The organism is Acinetobacter ihumii, assembly GCF_900625095.1.
Taxonomy (GTDB): Bacteria; Pseudomonadota; Gammaproteobacteria; order Pseudomonadales; family Moraxellaceae; genus Acinetobacter; species Acinetobacter ihumii.
Window position 1 is genome coordinate 259,621 of the sequence record NZ_LR130760.1, and the last position, 19,890, is coordinate 279,510.

At 40.3% G+C, this 19,890-nt stretch carries 16 protein-coding genes and 1 riboswitch; of the genes, 5 read left to right on the forward strand and 11 right to left on the reverse strand.

What is annotated here, in order from left to right:
* The first annotated feature begins 4 nt into the window (after nt 1-4).
* Nucleotides 5-1,066, forward strand: a complete 1,062-nt coding sequence (locus tag E0D95_RS01220) for an isopenicillin N synthase family dioxygenase (protein ID WP_130802165.1) — start codon at nt 5-7, stop codon at nt 1,064-1,066.
* Nucleotides 1,067-1,078: 12 nt separating this feature from the next.
* Nucleotides 1,079-1,975, forward strand: a complete 897-nt coding sequence (locus E0D95_RS01225; protein WP_228258816.1) for a Vgb family protein — start codon at nt 1,079-1,081, stop codon at nt 1,973-1,975.
* Between the two features lie 212 nt (nt 1,976-2,187).
* Here E0D95_RS01225 and E0D95_RS01230 read toward each other — a convergent pair whose 3' ends face one another.
* From E0D95_RS01230 to E0D95_RS01265, 9 genes are all read right to left on the reverse strand, one after another.
* On the reverse strand, nt 2,188-3,216 hold the full coding sequence (locus E0D95_RS01230; RefSeq protein ID WP_130802167.1) for an ABC transporter substrate-binding protein: 1,029 nt from the start codon (nt 3,214-3,216) through the stop codon (nt 2,188-2,190).
* Between the two features lie 73 nt (nt 3,217-3,289).
* Nucleotides 3,290-4,321: an ABC transporter substrate-binding protein gene (locus E0D95_RS01235; RefSeq protein WP_130802168.1), complete on the reverse strand. Its 1,032-nt coding sequence runs from the start codon at nt 4,319-4,321 to the stop codon at nt 3,290-3,292.
* Nucleotides 4,322-4,344: 23 nt separating this feature from the next.
* Nucleotides 4,345-6,126, reverse strand: a complete 1,782-nt coding sequence (gene atzF, locus E0D95_RS01240) for an allophanate hydrolase (protein ID WP_130802169.1) — start codon at nt 6,124-6,126, stop codon at nt 4,345-4,347.
* An 11-nt stretch (nt 6,127-6,137) separates the two neighbouring features.
* Nucleotides 6,138-6,575 (reverse strand): CopG family ribbon-helix-helix protein, encoded by a 438-nt coding sequence (locus tag E0D95_RS01245; RefSeq protein WP_130802170.1) that lies wholly within the window; start codon nt 6,573-6,575, stop codon nt 6,138-6,140.
* Nucleotides 6,565-6,702 (reverse strand): hypothetical protein, encoded by a 138-nt coding sequence (locus E0D95_RS15640; protein ID WP_165443224.1) that lies wholly within the window; start codon nt 6,700-6,702, stop codon nt 6,565-6,567. The genes E0D95_RS01245 and E0D95_RS15640 overlap by 11 nt, the downstream gene beginning before the upstream one ends.
* A 303-nt stretch (nt 6,703-7,005) precedes the next feature.
* Nucleotides 7,006-10,614 carry an urea carboxylase gene (gene uca, locus E0D95_RS01250; RefSeq protein ID WP_130802171.1) on the reverse strand — a complete coding sequence of 1,203 codons (3,609 nt, stop codon included), beginning with the start codon at nt 10,612-10,614 and terminating at the stop codon, nt 7,006-7,008.
* Between the two features lies 1 nt (nt 10,615).
* The gene (locus tag E0D95_RS01255) at nt 10,616-11,269 is read right to left on the reverse strand and encodes an urea amidolyase associated protein UAAP2 (RefSeq protein ID WP_130802172.1); all 654 of its coding nucleotides are present in this window, start codon (nt 11,267-11,269) and stop codon (nt 10,616-10,618) included.
* Nucleotides 11,270-11,284: 15 nt separating this feature from the next.
* Nucleotides 11,285-12,022 carry an urea amidolyase associated protein UAAP1 gene (locus tag E0D95_RS01260; RefSeq protein ID WP_130802173.1) on the reverse strand — a complete coding sequence of 246 codons (738 nt, stop codon included), beginning with the start codon at nt 12,020-12,022 and terminating at the stop codon, nt 11,285-11,287.
* Nucleotides 12,023-12,051: 29 nt separating this feature from the next.
* Nucleotides 12,052-12,152: riboswitch (guanidine-I (ykkC/yxkD leader) on the reverse strand.
* A 258-nt stretch (nt 12,153-12,410) separates the two neighbouring features.
* A complete protein-coding gene (locus tag E0D95_RS01265) occupies nt 12,411-12,911 on the reverse strand; it encodes a hypothetical protein (protein WP_130802174.1) in 501 nt (166 codons plus the stop codon).
* Between the two features lie 294 nt (nt 12,912-13,205).
* Between E0D95_RS01265 and E0D95_RS01270 the strand changes: the two genes are divergently transcribed.
* A complete protein-coding gene (locus E0D95_RS01270) occupies nt 13,206-14,546 on the forward strand; it encodes a CitMHS family transporter (RefSeq protein ID WP_130802175.1) in 1,341 nt (446 codons plus the stop codon).
* A 66-nt stretch (nt 14,547-14,612) separates the two neighbouring features.
* On the opposite strand, the gene cysN is transcribed toward E0D95_RS01270, so the two are convergent.
* Together cysN and cysD are read right to left on the reverse strand one after the other, a co-directional pair.
* Nucleotides 14,613-16,226, reverse strand: coding sequence for a sulfate adenylyltransferase subunit CysN (gene cysN / locus E0D95_RS01275; RefSeq protein WP_130802176.1), 1,614 nt, complete (start codon nt 16,224-16,226; stop codon nt 14,613-14,615).
* A gap of 51 nt (nt 16,227-16,277) precedes the next feature.
* On the reverse strand, nt 16,278-17,186 hold the full coding sequence (cysD, locus tag E0D95_RS01280; RefSeq protein ID WP_171478525.1) for a sulfate adenylyltransferase subunit CysD: 909 nt from the start codon (nt 17,184-17,186) through the stop codon (nt 16,278-16,280).
* Nucleotides 17,187-17,526: 340 nt separating this feature from the next.
* Between cysD and E0D95_RS01285 the strand changes: the two genes are divergently transcribed.
* Together E0D95_RS01285 and E0D95_RS01290 are read left to right on the forward strand one after the other, a co-directional pair.
* Nucleotides 17,527-18,921, forward strand: coding sequence for a cobyric acid synthase (locus E0D95_RS01285; protein WP_130802178.1), 1,395 nt, complete (start codon nt 17,527-17,529; stop codon nt 18,919-18,921).
* A 273-nt stretch (nt 18,922-19,194) separates the two neighbouring features.
* Nucleotides 19,195-19,881: a superoxide dismutase gene (locus E0D95_RS01290; protein ID WP_130802179.1), complete on the forward strand. Its 687-nt coding sequence runs from the start codon at nt 19,195-19,197 to the stop codon at nt 19,879-19,881.
* Nucleotides 19,882-19,890: the final 9 nt, after the last annotated feature.

A 19,890-nucleotide genomic window follows, 5' to 3' on the forward strand; every position in this document is an offset into this window, starting at 1 on the left:
AATAATGATTTCAGAGAATCCAAAAGCATTTGATCACATACCTGTTATTGATATCAGCGATCTTTACACTAATGATTTTGAAAAACAACAGCAAGTCGCTCACAAACTTGGACATGCAGCTGAGACTGTTGGTTTCTTTTATATTATTGGTCATCAGATTCCCAATGAGAATTTCGAAAAACTACTCAAGCAGGCTAAAGCTTTTTTTTCATTAAGTTCTGAAGAAAAAATGAAATATTATGCTGGTCACTTTGGTATCAAACATCGAGGCTATGTCCCTGCAGGTGAAGAAGGCGAAGGTCCTATTGATGAAGTAAGCCCAGATGATAACAAAGAAGCTTTTGATTTGAGTTGGGATCTTCCTGAAAATGATCCTGATGTTTTAGCCAATAAACCCATGCACGGTTCTAATATCTGGGTGGATTTACCCGATTTTAGACAAGATGTAAGTGCCTATTACGAAAAAGCAATTGCTTTGGGACGCGTGCTATTAAGAGCTTTTGAACTTGCTTTGGGATTAAATCCAAATGATCTCAATAAATTAGTCAACAAGCCCACATCTCAATTAAGACTTTTACATTATGCTTATAATCCAACAGCTGAAGATCACCTCGGTTTTGGTGCACATACAGATATGGAGCTCTTCACGATTTTAAAACCCACTACAGCAGGATTGGAAGTAATGAACTCTGAAGGGGTATGGATTGATGCCCCACCCATCGAGGATGCCTTAGTTGTTAATATAGGTGATATGACTGAAGCTTTAAGTGGTGGACGTTTTATTGCGACTTCTCATCGTGTCCGCAAGGTAAAAGAAGAACGTTACTCTTTTCCTTTATTTTTTGCCTGCGACTACGATGTAATTATTGAACCATTACCTCAATTCTCTACCCCAGAAAGTCGTGAAAAATATCCGCCTTTAAAAGCAGGCCAGCATCTATTCGAGGTCAGTGCAAAAGCCTTTCGCTATATGAAACGTATGGTTAGAGATGGTGAAATTGTTTTGGCTGGCAATCATGTGACCTTTGGAAAACATCTCAAAGAAGGTTCAACCCCAACAGAATAAATGACCATGACAATGAATATCACGCCTTTAATTATCGAGATTGAGCAGATTGCTATCTGCTCGTATTCTGTAGCAGGCTTTGCCGATTTTATAACATCAAATGGTCAAGCTATATGGATTACCAACCCCAGCAAAAATGTTGTGCAGTGCTTTAATTCACAGAGTAAATTCCCTTTATATGAAGTGGTTGTTCCACAAGCCGTAGGTATTCCTGTATTTGCATTCTGTGCTGTTTGGGTTGCCAGTCTAACCGAACAATCTATTTACAAAATTGATCCTGAAACGGGTGCAGTTTTAGCAATTATAGCTACTGGTTTAGGTGATCACACAGGTGAATTCAGTCTCGCAGCATCTCCTGAAGGTGTCTGGATCATATCCGCTGAAAGTGAATTAAGCCTTATTGATCCACGATCCAATCAAGTAATTAAGAAAATTGAGGTTTCTCCCAAATCCTATAACCTTTGTTATGGCGATGGTGCACTGTGGCTGAGTAATCAAAAGCTGAATTCTATACAACGTATTGATCCTCATAATTTGACTCCACACTCACAAATTCTAGTAGGTCGAAATCCTGTTTTTCTTGCTTTCGGTTGTGGTGCAATTTGGACGCTTAATCAGACTGATGGAACAGTAAGTAAAATAGACCCCCGACTTAATCGTGTGGTTGACACCATTATACTTCCTGATGAAACTAAAGGAGACGGCGGTGATATCCATATTAGTCATGGCAAAATTTGGGTAAGAACAACTCAAGTTTTATTGATTCAAATTGATTGCCACACTTTAGCAATAGAAAAGATTTATCAACATAGAATTACTTCAGGAAGTGGTGCTGTCTGCTCCCAAGGTCCTCTTGTATGGATTTCAGCTCATGATATCGAAAAACTTTGGGCAATATCCGTAAGCTAATATCAATTAAAACAGCATATAAGCTACTTTGTTGCATAAATATAAATTTCATTTAATATTCAGACATCATTATTTATGCAACAGTCTTGAGTATATAAACTCAAAATCATTTTATAGATGATACTTTCAAAGCGAGAATCATGGCATAATGTTTATAAGGAGGATTATTTCCTCCCTTTTTATTTATACAACAGAACTTGGTGATATCTGTTTTAGGGTAACTCTTGTACTAAATCAGGATATATTAAGCTGTCTACATCTACCGTTTTTTCATAAACTTTATTATCCAAATTAAATTGGTTCACATTATATGAAGAGCCATATAAAGAACTAAGCTCATTGCTCTTTTGCATTAATTTCTTATTTTCTGCCAATGTTAAAATATGTACGCCATCTACCATTTTAGTAAATTCATCAACTGGAATTCCTGCTTTTTTTGCCATGATTGCAATTGCATCGTTTTTTGTTTTCGGATCATTTAAGTAGTTAACAGCCTTATCCCAAACAACTATAAGTTTTTTCCAATCATCTCGACGGGTCTGTAAACTTTGCATATCAACAGATAATGTGTCGTATATTAATCCTGGTTTCTCTTTAGAAGAGTAAATTACACTTGATCCTGAAACTGCTTTCAAGGCTTGGTTTGCCATTGGTTGCCATAACACAACAGCAGAAACCTCTGGACTCACAAATACCTGTGATAATTGTGACGTTGAGGCATTCATAATTTTAAAATCTTTCTTAGAAAGATGACTGTCTTCAACTGCTGTGTCAAAAAGTAAGTTACTGACTAAACCTTTTTCAAAAGCAACCGTTTTTCCTTTCAAATCTTCAAGAGAATGTATACCGGGTTTAGCTATAATCACGTCTGTACCTGAGGAGTAATCCATAGCAAGAATGATCATGCCTTTTGTACCCCCCGATGACAACATAAAATTATCCCCATTGGCGACAATGTTAGCATCTAGCTTTTTCGCTAAAAATGCTTCTATTCCAGCAACATAATCCCCAAAATATTCAAATTTTACATTTACACCGCTTTCTTTAATCCAGCCTTTTTCAATTGCTAATTGCCAGACCATCGAACTTGGAAACTCATTGTAAGGAATAATCAGAGGTTTACTGGCTGCTGTACTTACAGCAGCGTCTGTTTTTGTATCAGGTATTTTAGCTGTGTTATCACAAGCAGTTAATAACAAGCCAAATACGACCGAAGTCGCAAAGCTCATAGTACGCATCATGGTTTATTTACATCCCAGAGAAAAATTATCACTACAAAAAAGCTGTATTTTTTCATACAGCTCTCTCCATAACTTATTTCAAACCTTGAACTAAATCAGGATAAATCAAACCATCTGCATCTATTTCGGTTTTATATACGCCATTAGTGACATTGAATTTATTTACATGGTAAGTAGAGCCATAAATTGAATCAAAGCCCTGTCCTTTGGTAAATACTTTTTTGTTCGCATCTAAATCCAGCAAATGTGTGCCACCTACAAACTGTTCATATTGTGCAGGATCGACCCCGACACGATTCGCCATAATTTTTACCGCCTCGGCATGGGTGGCAGGATCATTAATATATTTTACGGTTTTGTCCCAGACCTGAATCATTTTTTTCCATTCTTCTTTATGGGTAGACAAATGACTCATGTTGACTGAAAGCGTATCGTAAATTAAACCTGGCTTATCTTTTGATGTATAAATAATTTTGGAACCTGCGACTGATTTTAAAGCCTGATTGGCAACGGGTTGCCAAACCGCAATGGCAGAAACATCAGGACTTGCAAAGACTTGCGGTAATTCGTTGGTGACTGAATTGACCAGCTTAATATCCGAAAGTGGAATTTTGGCATCATCCAGAGCCGTTGATAATAATAAATGATCCACCAGACCTTTTTCAGTAGCAACTGATTTGCCTTTTAAATCTTGAATGGTGTTAATCCCTGATTTTGCAATAATGACATCATTGCCAGCAGAATAATCCGTCGCCATAATCATGATGCCTTTGGTCCCGCCGGCGGCAGTCACCAAATTATCTCCATTGGTCACCAAGACTGCATCCAATTGGTTGGCGGCAAAAGCTGAGAGTGATGAAGAATAATCAAACCATTTAAATTCGACATTCAGACCAGCCTCTTTGAGCCAGCCTTTTTCAATGGCGACTTGCCAAGCAACCCAGCCAGGCCAGTCACTGTAGCCAATCGTGATGACAGGCGTTGTTGTGGATGTTGGTTTATCCTGTTCTGCTTGTGCCTGTGGTACTTTTGCACTGTTATCACAGCCGGTTAAAGCCATAGCGAGCATGACAGAAAAAGAAAGAGATGCAACTGTACGAATCATGACCTATCCCCTTTAAAACAAGATTAACATGTTGATGTTGATTGATTTTGAAGTGATTGAATATAAGCTCGCCATCCACCGAAATGACTAATGTCTTTGGCACTTTGAATCGCATATCCTTCACAGATAAAACCTTTGACCCATGTCCCATCGGCAAGTTGAATATTGCCAATCCCGAGCGGTGCAGGAACTTCAGCCACAATTTTTCCAAATAACGCCATCGGGACTTCCCAGACCTCGACCTCAATGGCTTGTCCTTGCTCGCAATATTGCAAGCCCGGCTTTGGTGGTGTGGTATTACTCAGTGCAAACAGTTGATAGTTTGGCGCAGTCTGCGTTTTTTTGAGTAACACCGCATCTCGTGTCGTGAGCTGAAAATTGAGTGGCATTCCTGTTAAATGTGCGCCAACTACCGCTAACTTGACTGAATGTGAAGACTCAATGTTCGAATACGGTTGATACGATTGATCAGTCGTACCTAAAGTGAGATGTGTTTGTTGCTGCCAGATTTGCCCAAAACGTGCTAAAGCCTGATCATGCCAAGCTCTGGCAATAAAAGTGACCCCTGAAGGTAAACCATCGGCACGAATGAGATTGGGTAATGCCAAAGCACTTAAGTCAGCAAAATTGACAAAATTGGTATACGCTCCCATGTGACTATTTTTAACCATCGGGTCAGCTTCGACCTCCAAAATGGTATAAATGGTAGGCGCTGTCGGTACCATTAATGCGTCAAAATTGGCTAAACTTTGCTGAATCTCACGTGCCATTTTGGCTCGATCATATTCATCCTGCATCACATCTGTCGCAGAAAATTGATCTGCTTGGGCAATAATGTTGCGGACAACAGGATGTGCCTGTTCTCTTGTCACTTTCTTTTCAACAGCAACGGTTCGTTCAGCCACCCATGAACGATTGTATAAAGCACTGGCAAGTTGATTAAAAACTGTAAAATCAATGGCTTCTACTTGACAACCTAAGGCTTTGACTCGTTCTATAGCGACATCAAAAGCTTGACGACTGAGTTCATCACCATAAAACTCAAGTTGTGCTGGTATAGCAATTTTGCCTAATGAAAATGCTACAGGCACATTTTCAGGATGCGCGCGTGAATAGGCATCTGTTTCATCAAAACCTTGCATAATTTGAGCAACGGTCCATGCATCATCGACAGTGAGTGCAAAAATGGAAATCACATCAAGGGTACGACAAGCAGGAATTAAACCTGTGTTTGAAAACCAGCCTTTGGTAGGTTTGAGCCCCACAATATTATTATGTCCAGCCGGCACACGACCAGAACCTGCGGTATCTGTTCCTAAAGCAAAAGGAACAAGGCTTTTGGCAACCACGACCGATGAGCCAGAACTTGAACCCCCACTGATATATTCAGGATTAAAACTATTTTTTACTGCACCATAAGGTGAACGCACACCCACCAAGCCTGTCGCGAACTGATCCAGATTGGTCTTTCCAATGACAATCGCACCCGCAGCTTTGAGTTTGGCAACAACCGTTGCATCGACTTGAGCTAAGTAAGCAGCTTCTTTGCAGGCTGCGGTGGTATGAAAACCTGCAACATCAATATTATCTTTGACTGCAAATGGAATACCGTACAAAGGGAGTTGTGCAGAATCCTGATTTTCTAATGATTCGATTTGTGTCTCAAGCTGTTGCTTGGACGCAATTTCAATCCATGCATGATCATCATTACAGATTGTACTGACGTAATCATATAAATCATTCAGTTTAAATCGCCCTTGAGCATAGGCAGTTTGCCAATCCTGTAATGTCGATAAATGTTGCACTGCTAAAACTCCTATTCATTTTGCTGTAAAGGCGGCATGACAGCATCCATCAGTTCCAGATGCCCTTTGATTACCCCTTTTAAGGCTGTAAACTGTTGACTAATCTGTTTTAATGCGTTGCTTTTGCCTTGTAACAGCATCACTTCCAATATTTTTTGTTCATCTAACTGAATATGTAGCGAGCTAATCACTTGTTCTAAAAACTGATGTTGTAAATCACTCAATTGAACCCGAATATTGCCTGCATCACGTCGGTAAAGTAGTGTCAGTGTTCCTACCATGACTGAATTTTCACTGGTATAATGATCAATCAAATGCCGATTGATCATATCCACAATGGCTTGAGAACGACTCTCGTAGTGTTCTTCTACAATTTTTTGGTCTAATGCCTCAACGGTGTTTTCTGGAACAGTAATGCTGATTCGGGTTAATTTAGGTTTAGCCAAGATGACCTCTTTTGTTCACTTGAACATCTGTTGTTTGGGAAATATATAAACCCGCCCGAACCGTTAATAGTTCAACTAAAAAGGTTTTCCATGCAGGTCGTGCTTTTGCAGCTTGAGATTTTACCAACATGATCGGCACTCCTTTAGTATTACCAAATTTAAATTTTGTATTACCAAAATGATGCATGAACTGTGCCAACTCATAAATTGACTCCCTCCTATTTTTATATCGAATTATTTAAATAAAAATCAAATATTTAATTAAAGTAATAAAGCAAATAAAAGAGTAATGTATCTAGTTGCTTGTAATCTGCTATTTGTTTTCATACAAAAGTCATCTCTTGGTGCAAAGTTAAAAGCAGACCATTAAAATGCTTAAAAATTGGGCAAAAAAAACCCTGACCGATGGTCAGGGCAAAAAGAGAAAAAAAGTTTACTCAACGATCGGTGCGAGCGTAAATAATGCCTGACCTGTTTTTACCGTTTGACCTTTTTCAATAATGATAGAATCCACTTTCATGCGTTCCGGCGCCAAAATCGGAATTTCAATTTTCATGGCTTCAATCACTGCAAGGGTTTCACCCTCTTCAACTACATCGCCACTTTGACATTCGATTTTCCAGATTGAACCTGGCATATGGGATTCCACCACACAACCACCTTCAGGAATAGTAACAGCATCGCTATCATCGACACTATCCAGACTTTCAGATACATATTCTGCCAATCCTGCTTCGTGCCAACGGCGACGTTCGGCTTCAAAGTTCGCTTGTTGTACCGATTTAAAATCCTGAATACTACTTGCATGTTCGGTTAAAAATGCATTGTATTCCTTCAAATTCAGCACACCCTCTTCAATGCGTAACTGTAAGCGACCCGCTTTAAAGTCTTCACGCATTTGCATTAATTCAGTTTCAGAAACCTCATAAAAACGAATCTGATCAAAGAAACGCAGAAGCCACGGTTTACCCTGTTCAAAATTGGCATTTTGGCGATAACGGCTCCACATTTGTGTCGTCCGACCCACAAACTGATAGCCTCCTGGCCCTTCCATGCCATAAACACACATATAAGCACCGCCAATACCGACCGCATTTTCAGGTGTCCATGTACGGGCGGGATTATATTTGGTGGTGACTAAACGCTGACGTGGATCGAGTGGTGTAGCAACAGGTGCGCCTAAATAAACATCACCCAAACCCATGACCAGATAACGGGCGTTATACACCACATCTTTTACTGCTTGTTTGGACTCCAAACCATTAATACGTCGAATAAACTCAATATTATCAGGACACCACGGCGCATCAGGGCGCACCAGTTGTGTGTACTTTTCTGTGGCCAATTGAGTTTGGGAGTCTTCCCATGCCAATGGTAAATACACCGTACGTGAAGGCACCTGCATATTTTCAATATCAGGTAGTTGCGTTTCAGCTTGCTGTAGTTGGCGCAACAATACGAGTTGATCTAACACAGCCGAATCAAAGTGAATTTGTAAGGAACGAATCCCCGGAGTCAGGTCAATAATCCCTTGAATATGCTGATCTTTCACCCACTGCATTAAGGCGTGGATTCGAAAACGCAAATTCAGATCAAGCACCAAATCGCCATATTCGACCAGCAGATAATGATTACCCGCAGGTCGATAGGTCACCGCAGGTCGTGTTTCATCTCCTGCCAAACGCGCCAGCACTGCATCTTTCAGCGTATTAACTTCTGCTGAAAAATCCGCTTGATAGTTAATTTGAGTGATCTCTGTCGATTTAAGCATCGACTCATGCGCTTCATTTAATCTTTGTGCTTGTGCATAACTGACAGGGATAAACTTGACCTTGTCGCCTGCTTTAAGCTGACCTAATTTCCAAAGTTCAGAGTGAATGACGACTGCTGGGCAAACGAAGCCCCCTAAACTTGGACCATCAGGCCCTAAAATAATGGGCATATCACCGGTAAAGTCAATTGCTCCAATGGCATAGGCATTGTCATGAATATTGGATGGATGCAAGCCTGCCTCACCGCCATCTTCACGTGCCCATTCTGGCTGTGGCCCGATTAAACGAATGCCTGTACGGCTAGAGTTATAATGAATTTCAAACTCATGCTGAAAGAAAGTGTCTATATCTTGAGGCGTAAAGAAATCTGGTGCGCCATGTGGGCCATACATCACTGCAATTTCCCAACTGGATTGAAACGCTGGAATTTGCTCAATGGTTAAGGCGGAAGAGTAATTTGAACTAAACGCATGGATTGGCAACATATCGCCAATGAGTAAATTACGTCCAGCATGACCACCAAACTGACCGAGTGTAAATGTCGCTTGACTGCCCAGATATTCAGGTACAGCAAAGCCACCTTTTACGCCAATATAACTCCGACAGCCTGTACTAATTTTGCCACATTTAAGAATCTGACCTTTGCTTACCTGAACAGTTTGCCACATCGCAACAGGCTCGCCATCCAGAGTTACAGACATGTCACCGCCTGTAATCACAATCTGGCTATCACAGTGGAATTTCAGGCTTGGCCCTTGCAAAGTACATTCCAGACCTGCGGTATTAAATGGATTGCCCAGTAATTGGTTGGCAATATTTAAACTTAAAGGATCAATCGCACCCGATGGTGGCACACCGACATCCCAATAGCCCAAACGCCCTGTTACATCTTGTATTGCAGTTTGAATGCCTGCCTGCAAAACTTCGATTTTTTCAGTCTTCCAGCTAAAGCTATTCAAAAAGCGTGTGGTTTGTGTGCCTGCTTGAAATACTTCACCTGCAATAATATTTTGTAAATATTCTAAATTGGTTTCAATTCCTGCGACTTCGGTATGCGCCAAACTGCTTTGCATAGCTGCAATGGCTTGTTCACGATCATCTGCGGTCACAATAATTTTGGCAATCATCGGGTCATAAAATGAAGAAACATTTGAACCCGTTTCAACCCAAGTCTCTACCCGCGAAGTAGGATCAAATCTGACTGAGGTCAATAAACCTGCACTAGGTTGAAAGTTTTTGATTGGATCTTCAGCATATAATCGTACTTGTATCGAATGGCCTGTAGACGTTAATGCCTGTGTAGGTGCAGTCCAGTCCCCACTGGCTAAAGTGACCATCCATTCGACCAGATCAACCCCATAGACTTGCTCAGTCACACCATGCTCAACCTGTAGCCGAGTATTCACTTCCAGAAAGTAAAATTCTTGGGTATCGGTATCCATGACAAATTCAACCGTTCCAGCCGAACGGTATTGAATCGATTGCATGAGTTGAATTGCAACCTGTTGAATGTATTGACGCTGTTCGTCACTTAAATGCGGTGCAGGTGTTTCTTCAATCACTTTCTGGTTACGACGCTGTACAGAACAATCGCGCTCTCCAAGTGCCAAGACTTGTCCTTTGCCATCACCAAAAATCTGCACTTCAATATGCCGCGCATTTTGTACAAACTTTTCCAGATACAATCCTGCATCTTTAAAATTGGCTTGTGCCAAGTAAGACACCGTGGCATAAGCGTCTTGAAGCTCAGCTTCATTCCAAACCAGACGCATACCAATACCACCACCGCCTGCGGTACTTTTCAGCATCACCGGATAGCCAATACGCGCAGCTTCTAAAATAGCTTCAGCTTCATCTGCCAAAAGCTGACTACCGGGCAATAATGGCACATTGCTCTGAATCGCCAACTCACGTGCGGTATGTTTGAGACCAAATTCACGCATTTGTTGAGAAGTCGGTCCAATAAATGCGATTCCCTGTTGCTCACACAAATCACAAAATTGGGCATTTTCCGATAAAAATCCATAACCCGGATGAATGGCTTGTGCACCTGTCGCCTGTGCGACTTCCAGTATTTTTTCAATATTTAAATAGCTTTGACTGGCAGGCGCAGCACCGATACAGATTGCTTCATCGGCTAAAGTGACATGTAAGGAATCTCGATCCGCTTCTGAATAAACCGCAACCGACTGGATACCCAATTTTTTTAAGGTACGAATCACACGACAAGCAATTGCACCACGGTTAGCAATCAGGACTTTATTAAACATATCAGACCTCTCCTGCTTCGCGTACTAGCAACTGGATTTGAGTTGGGTTATAAGCATTGCATGGGTTATTTAATTGTGGACAATTTGAAATCAATACGATCAAATCCATTTCAGCTTTAATTTCCACATATTTACCCGGCGCAGAAATTCCATCATCAAATTTCAAATGCCCCTCTGGAGTCACAGGTACATTCATAAAGAAATTAATATTGGGACCAATATGTCGAACATTTAGTCCGTGTTTGTGTGCAATTGGATGCTTGGCCAACGCATACATAAAATTATTACGACAGCTATGCATCGGGTATTTATCATGCGCATAACGCACGGTATTACTTTCGCAGGAACATGCACCGCCTAAAGTATCGTGACGACCACAGTTATCATCATGAATAGTGGCAATCGCGCGTCCTTGATTGGTATACAGGACCGATCCTTTTTCAAGATAAACCTGTTTGTTTTGAGCTAAAGTATCAGTAGCGCTATAACGTTCATCAGGATTTTCCGCGCTGATAAATAAAGTATCAACGGCCTGATTTCCTTCTAAATCTACAATACGAAAATACTGCCCTTTTTTGACTTCGCCCATCCATGACTCACCTGCTGGGCAAATTTCATTCAAAACTACTTTTTCAAAATTTGATAATGTATTCATGACTGATCTCTCCATTTAAGCGGTCAAAGCAAAATAACGCTGATTGTTTTGAAAACCGCGCTGATTTTGCGGACAGGAATCACGGCAAATGTCTTGCTCCGCCAAAGGCAATGCTTTAAATAATTTCAGCTCAAGATCGGCAGGTTTATAATGTTCTGATTCATCCAGTCCATGCGGTGTATTGGAGAGAAAAATTAGACAATCCATTTCAAAACGTAATTCAATCACTTGCTGAGTATTATCAGTTTTTATATATGATAATTCTCCAACGTCATTGGGAGTAACTTTTGAAAATAAATTCAGGGTTGCAGTCAAATCCTGTTGAGCTAGACCAAACTTGGTCATTTCAACCAATAAACTGTCCAGACCATTTTGATACATCTCATTACGCGCATCCTGAAAAGTCTGAATACCATAATGCTGTTCAATCTGTGCAGCTGTACTTGGACCACAAAGCACGTCATTCCAACCATGGTCGTCATGTACAATTGAAGCCATAACCCGACCCAAATCGGAATACAGGACATGCCCTTGTGTTAAAAATGCGGTGTGTTGTGCCTTTAAACTATCTGGCATATTAAAGCGTTCCAGCTTTTCCGCCGCATTAACCAGATAAAGTGAAAGATTGGCATTTGCACCGAGTGAAGTAATTTGTAGAACTGTGCCTTTTTGCAAACGACCTGACCAATGATGCCCCTTAGGCAGTGACTCATTCCAAAGTATGTTTTGGTCGTGATAATGTACAGCGTTCATAACAACTCCTTATCGGATTAATTCAGCAAATCTCCCGGGCTTTTATCCCTCCGTGTAGTTCTTACGAACCGTGATCTCTCGGACCAGTCATGTTGACAAAAACAACATCGGAACCCTAGACCACTTTCTGTGTTAATTCTTAAGAAGCAAAGCACATGCCAAATTAGTAATACTTTTTTATTTTTTTGTAATACTTAAATTTAAAAAGATAATAATTATTTTTAAATTAACAACTTAAAATACAATAATAATTAAAGGCACACTTAAAGAACGGCCAGACTCTTGGAAATATCATTGATGAAATGATCAGATAGATATAAAAAATGCCCCATTAAGAGGCATCATTAGCAAGATACGAGCGAACAGGGAAAGTGCTATTCCCGCCTTATTATTTGATCAGTTGATCAAGCAAGGCTTGATAATGTAAGTGAATATCTTCAGATAAAATTTTGTAGGCATTATCAAACTGAACCATTGGCCAACCTTCTTTCCAGAATGGGAAAATATCATGCAAATCTTTCGTGACAACGCCATCTTCAAGCGTAATGGCTTGGGCAACTTGCGCCAAGACTTGTGCTGTTTCTGCACCATCCACAGCTAGATAATCAATTCCATGTGCTTTTAATATGCGAATGCGGTCTTTTTTATAACGAATTTTCTTTGCTTGAGCAGGATTCAATCCCAATGCCAATGTGACTGCTTCTACAAATTTTTCTTCAAAATTTTTGTTTAATGCGACCAGTGCTTGTTTATGTGCTTCTTGTCGACCTGCTTTTCCCCCATTACGAATCATCTCTTTCGCTTCAACATCAAGCTCATCTTTCTTCATTGACTTTAAAATATCTAAAATTTCGATATCTGTTAACGATTCGTGAGATTGGTCTGTCATGGGAGTCCTTAAAAAAAATGAAAGTGCCATTGTCGCATAAACATGATGCTGAAGTGGAATTTAAATAAAAAATCGATGACAGATTCACTACATGTTTAGGCATGCTTTTTCAAGTAACATGATATGCCGTAATATCGGTATCTGAGTAACGACCCCAACCAATATAGACTTTAGTCGTACAAATATATTCTATAATTGCATTTTTTAGAATAAATAATAAATATAGATTCGCTTTCTACTCAAGTAAAAAGCGTATTTCATTAATAATAATTTTTTGGGCTAAGGATTGGTTTTATGCTTACTTTTTTAGGTATTAGCATGATCATGTGTTTTATGTATTTGATCATGACAAAACGTCTGAGTGCAATGGTCGCACTTATTCTCATTCCCGTTATTTTTGCACTGATCGGTTGGGGACTTGGATTCCATATCGACAGCCTAAGTCATATTGAAGTTTCAATGCTCGGCGAAACCATGCTCGAAGGCATTAAAAAACTTGCCCCAACAGGCGTGATGTTGCTATTTGCAATTATGTATTTTGCCTTAATGATTGATTCAGGATTATTTGATCCATCTATCAAATGGATTTTGAAAATGGTCAAAGGAGATCCACTTAAAATTACATTAGGTACTGTTTTTTTAACCTTAACCGTTTCTTTGGATGGCGATGGCTCAACTACCTATATGATCTGTGTCGCAGCCATGATGCCACTTTATAAACGTATTGGTATGAATCCACTGGTCATGACTTGTCTTATGTTATTGTCTAGTGGCGTTATGAATCTTACTCCTTGGGGTGGCCCTACAGCACGAGCAGCCAGTGCTTTACAAGTTGATGCCAGTCACGTTTTTATTCCAATGATTCCATCAATGCTCATCGCTATTGCATGGTTATTTTTTCTGGCCTATTTGTATGGAAAGTATGAACGCAAACGCTTAGGTGTCATTACTATTGATGATATTAGCCATGCAGATAACCTGACCATCTCGAAAGATCCAGATGCGCAACGCCCGCATTTACGTTGGTTTAACGGTATTTTGACAATTGTACTAATGGCTTCATTAGTCAAAGGAATTTTACCGATGCCTATACTTTTCATGCTTGGATTCTGTATTGCATTGATTGTGAATTATCCCGATTTAAATATGCAGAAAAAACGTATTGCAATGCATGCAGATAGTGTCCTTGCAGTCGTAGGTGTCATTTTTGCGGCAGGTGTTTTTACAGGAATCCTGACTGGAACAGGGATGGTAGAAGCCATGTCAAAACAATTTGTGACGCTTATTCCTGAAAGCATGGGGCCTTATATGGCACCGATAACAGGTGTACTCAGTATGCCACTGACTTTTTTTATGTCCAATGATGCTTTCTATTTCGGAGTTTTGCCGATCTTGGCCGAAGCAGCAACGCATTATGGCATTGAACCTGTTGAAATTGCTCGTGCATCGATTATTGGTCAACCGATTCATCTGCTTTCTCCATTAGTACCATCCACGTATTTACTTTGTGGTTTAGCCGCTGTGGAATTTGCCGATCATCAAAAGTTCACATTGAAATGGGCATTTGTGACCTGTTGCGTCCTCATGGGCAGCGCATTGGTATTTGGTGTTTTTCCATTGGTGAGCATGATTTAAAATAAATTTTTTCAATAAAAAAACCCGCAATTTATTTTGCGGGTCTTTTTTGTTGAACGTAATCGATTATAAACGAACCAACTCTACCACTTGATCAACGACATCTTCTACAGTTTCAGCCGTAACATCCGCATCTGTCGCTTCGCTGACAGTGGTAATCACAACCACACCTGTTTCACGCATTAAGTGAATCTGTTCAAGGCTTAAGTCTACTTTTGCAATTGCAACAACCCCTTGTTGGATCAACAAACTTTCAAGCGCTTGTGATTGTTCAAGGACTTGTGCTGACACACCAATCACCGCAGGTTTTTGACCCAAACGTGCTGCACGATCTTCAGCAGTTACTGGGTTATTGCTCGCCGTCCATTCAACCGCAGCCTCAACCATGCCCGCGCCGACAGTCACATTACTTAAACGGTCGATGAAGATAAATGAACCTGTATAACGTGAGTCCTGATAACGATCAAACACCACGGGCGCATCAAATTCAACCGTCACATCAGCAATTGCATTCAGCTCAAGCTCTTCAACCTGAGTGTGCTCAAGCGTATTCACATTGACACGGTAATTAATCGCAGTCACTTTGGCTGGAACAGTTTGCGTACCAATTTTGACGTTGTATAGTTTGCCTTTAACTAGCGGATGTTCAGTCATCCACACCACAGAAGCACGTACCGAACGTGAAATCAGTGGTTGCTCACCTGCACGTACTAATACGTTACCGCGCGAGATGTCAATTTCATCATTTAAAGTCAAGGTAACAGCTTGACCAGCAATGGCTTGATCAAGATTGCCATCAAAGGTCACAATCTCTTTCACCGTCGATTTTTTGCCTGATGGTAATGCCACAATTTCATCACCGACATTGATTTCACCCAATGCAATTGTTCCAGCAAAACCACGGAAATCAAGATTTGGACGATTGACATATTGAACAGGGAAACGGAACTCATGTTTATTGGATTCGCGTTTAATTTCCACCGATTCCAAAATGCTCATCAAGGTTTGACCCTTGTACCACGGCGTACTTGCCGATGGATTGACGACATTATCACCATTTAAGGCGGAAATTGGGACAAACAAAATATTTTCAGGACGTCGATCACCCAGTTGGCTCACAAATGCATCGTATTCAACCTGAATTTCATTGAAACGTGCTTCTGAAAACTCAACCAAGTCCATTTTATTAATCGCGACCACGATATTTTTGATCCCGAGCAAGCTTGCAATAAAGCTATGACGACGCGTTTGAGTTTGCACACCATAACGCGCATCAATCAAAATAATCGCAAGATCGGCAGTTGAAGCCCCTGTCGCCATGTTACGCGTGTATTGTTCATGTCCCGGAGTATCGGCAATGATAAACTTACGTTTTTCTGTTGAGAAATAACGATAAGCCACATCAATGGTAATACCCTGCTCACGTTCAGCCTGCAAGCCATCTACCAACAATGCCAAATCAGGTGCATCGCCTGTCGTACCGACTTTTTTACTGTCGCGGGTGACCGCTTGTAATTGATCTTCATAGATCAATTTTGAATCATAAAGTAAGCGACCAATGAGGGTACTTTTACCATCATCGACATTACCGCAGGTCAAAAAACGCAATAAATCTTTATTTTCGTGCTGGTTTAAATACGCCAAAATGTCTTGGCTAATAAGATCTGACTGGTGAGACATGCTCTAACTCCACAAATTCTGAAATCTTTTCCAAACGTTCAATAAAGCTGCTTAGAAATAACCTTCCTGCTTTTTCTTTTCCATTGAGCCCGCTTCATCATGGTCAATCATACGACCCTGACGTTCTGAACTTGTGGCCAAAAGCATTTCCTGAATAATCTCAGGCAAAGTATCTGCCTCAGATTCCACCGCACCCGTCAACGGGTAACAGCCAAGGGTACGGAAACGAACTGATTTCATTTGTGGAACTTCGCCTTCTTTTAGGCGCATGCGTTCATCATCCACCATGATTAAGGTACCACTACGCTCAACCACAGGACGCACCGCAGAGAAATAGAGCGGTACGATTTGAATATTTTCAAGATAGATATATTGCCAGATATCCAGCTCAGTCCAGTTCGACAATGGAAAGACACGAATACTTTCGCCTTTATTGACTTTACCGTTATAAAGATTCCAAAGTTCTGGACGCTGATTTTTTGGATCCCAGCGATGTTTAGTGTCACGGAAAGAGTAAACACGCTCTTTTGCACGTGATTTTTCTTCGTCACGGCGCGCGCCGCCAAACGCTGCATCAAACTGATATTTATCCAAAGCTTGTTTTAAGCCTTGAGTTTTCATGATATCGGTGTATTTCGAGCTACCATGATCAAAGGGGTTGATGCCTGCGTCACGACCTTCCTTGTTTTGATGTACGATCAAATCAAAACCATGGGTTTTAGCCATGTTGTCACGAAAGGCAATCATGTCCTTAAATTTCCAGCCTGTATCAACATGCAATAATGGAAATGGCAATTTTGCAGGATAAAACGCTTTCAGTGCCAGATGCAGCATGACCGCCGAGTCTTTACCAATTGAGTAAAGCATGACAGGGTTTTCAAATTCGGCTGCAACTTCACGAATAATATGAATACTTTCAGCTTCTAGCTGCTTGAGATGGGTTAATCTATCTTCAGTCATGTGCATCTCCTTTCCAGTCCGTTTTAATCATTAAGCCGCCAAGTAGTTTTTCGTCACAACTTGCGCCACCATATGGAGGAACGAGTGCCATAACAACTCCAAATTGAAAATTCGACATAACTTTCCAGATTGGCCTTATGCTAGATCTGGAAATAGATATTCATTATAGTGATTTAAACAGTCGTTGCTTTGCGTGTTTTTTCATATGTATATCTGATTTAATCATATACAAAACATTATCGCATCGCCTGCATTTGCCCACTACGCTGATCGTAAAATAGCGTATTATGCCGTAGCCACTTGTTTCTGCCTACCCGATTTTATTGATAAGCATATCAGTATGAGACATATTTCAATTTTTGGAACCTCCAGCGATGCTGGAAAATCCACCATGACCTTTGTCATTGCCAAAATTTTACAAGATGCAGGTTTCAGCGTTGCGCCATTTAAGGCACAAAACGTTTCGAATAATGCACGAGTCTGTGATGATGGCAGTGAAATTGCGATTGCTCAATCTTTTCAGGCTGAAGTGCTCGGCATTCCAACGTCGTATCATCTGAATCCTGTATTACTCAAATCTGGGGTAGACGGACGCGCTTCGGTGATCGTGGAAGGTAAAGTCATTTCGCAGCAACATGTACTGGAATATTATCGTGATCTGGACAAGCTAAAACCAGCAGTTCAACGCTGTTTTGAATATTTGGCTGACCGTTACGATTGTGTTGTGGCAGAGGGTGCAGGCAGTCCTGTCGAACTTAACTTAATGGACAAAGACTTATCCAATATCTTTATTGCAGAAACTTATAAAACTAAAATTATTTTAGTCGCAGATATTGAAAAAGGTGGTGTATTTGCCTCGGTCTGGGGCACTTATAACCTCCTCCCTGCGCATTTACGTGACAATGTTATCGGCGTGATCGTGAATAAATTTCGCGGTGATCTGTCTTTATTTGATGAAGGTGTGCGTATTATTGAACAAAAATTTAAGATTCCTGTTCTGGGCGTTTTACCTTATATGCCGTTTAATCTGGGTTTTGAAGACAATGCCAGCCTGCAAAATTTTGTACAGCAACCCAGTCAGCAGAAAATTAGCATCGGTGTGATTGCCTATCCGTATATGAGCAATTACAACGATTTTGAGCCCTTAATCGCAGATGATGAAGTTTTGCTTGAATTCATCAATAGCCCGATTTCTCTGCAACGTTTTGATCTGGTGATTTTACCTGGCTCAAAACTGGTGATTCAGGATTTAAATTGGCTCAAGGAAAATGGCTTATATCAACAATTACAACAACGTAAAACAGCGATTTTTGCCATTTGTGGTGGTTATGAAATGTTATTTCAAAATTTACATGATCCACATCAAATTGAAAATCCACAGCCTACAACAGCAATAGGTTTAGGTTGTATTGATGATGATATTTATTTTGCCCAAGATAAAATTCTAAGCAAACACTCCTATCCAATTTTTGGGATGCAGATTGAAGGTTTTGAAATGCATCACGGCATAAGTCAAAAATATCCACTGTATTTTCAACATCAACAGATTCAGGGAACTTTTATCCATCAAATTTTTGATCACAATTCTTTTCGAACCAAATACCTACGCGCGATCTGTTTAGATTATCAAGGTTTTGATTTTCAAGCTTATAAAATTCAACAAATCAACGAGTTTGTTGAACAATGTCGACAACGCTTAAATGTTGATTTAATTTTGGATGTGCTTCTGGACTAATCAATATCTTTTCAAAACAAAAGTTTTTATCATGTACAAAACCTTTATGGTTTAAATCTCAAAAGAATGCGTTCAAATTCGGTTTTCATCGCCATTCATCAAGAATAAAAAGCTTTATTGCAGTGTAAATCTCCCAGTGTAAAAACGCAGACCAAACAAATGAAGCTTAAGCAGACATGAATGCTTTATTGTATAAATGTAACCAAGAATCATTCTCTTAAATAAAACCGCTAGTATGATGATGTAAAATTTTAATACTAGGGATAATCGTCAATGACACGTGCATTTAAAACAACACTGCTTTTACTGGCTGCTTCGATGGCCAGCATGTCTGCACTTGCTGAATTTAAACAAGCCCCGTTACCTTATGCGAGCAATGCTTTAGAGCCCGCTATTGACCAGCAAACCATGGAGATTCATTACGGCAAACATCATAAGGCTTATGTCGATAATCTGAATGCACAGATTAAAACTTATCCTGAACTTGATAAAACCGATTTAGTTCAATTACAACAGCAGATCTCAAAATATAATACTGCGGTTCGTAACAATGGTGGCGGTCATTTTAACCATAGCTTCTTTTGGGAGAGTTTAGCGCCGAGTGCGAAAACTGGTCAGCCAAGTGCCGCGCTATTGAAAAAAATCAATCAGGACTTTGGTTCACTTGATGCATTTAAACAAAAGTTTAATGAAGCTGCTTCAGGTCGTTTTGGTTCAGGTTGGGCATGGTTGATTGTTAGCGCAGATGGAAAACTTGCGATTACCTCAACAGCAAATCAGGACAATCCATTGATGGATGTTGCAGAAACTAAAGGCACACCGTTGCTTGGTCTTGATGTTTGGGAACATGCGTATTATTTAAAATATCAAAACCGTCGTGCTGATTATATTAAGGCTTTCTGGAGTGTCGTAAACTGGAACAAAGTCAATGAGCGATATACTCAGGCTTTAAAAAAATAACGGTTACTA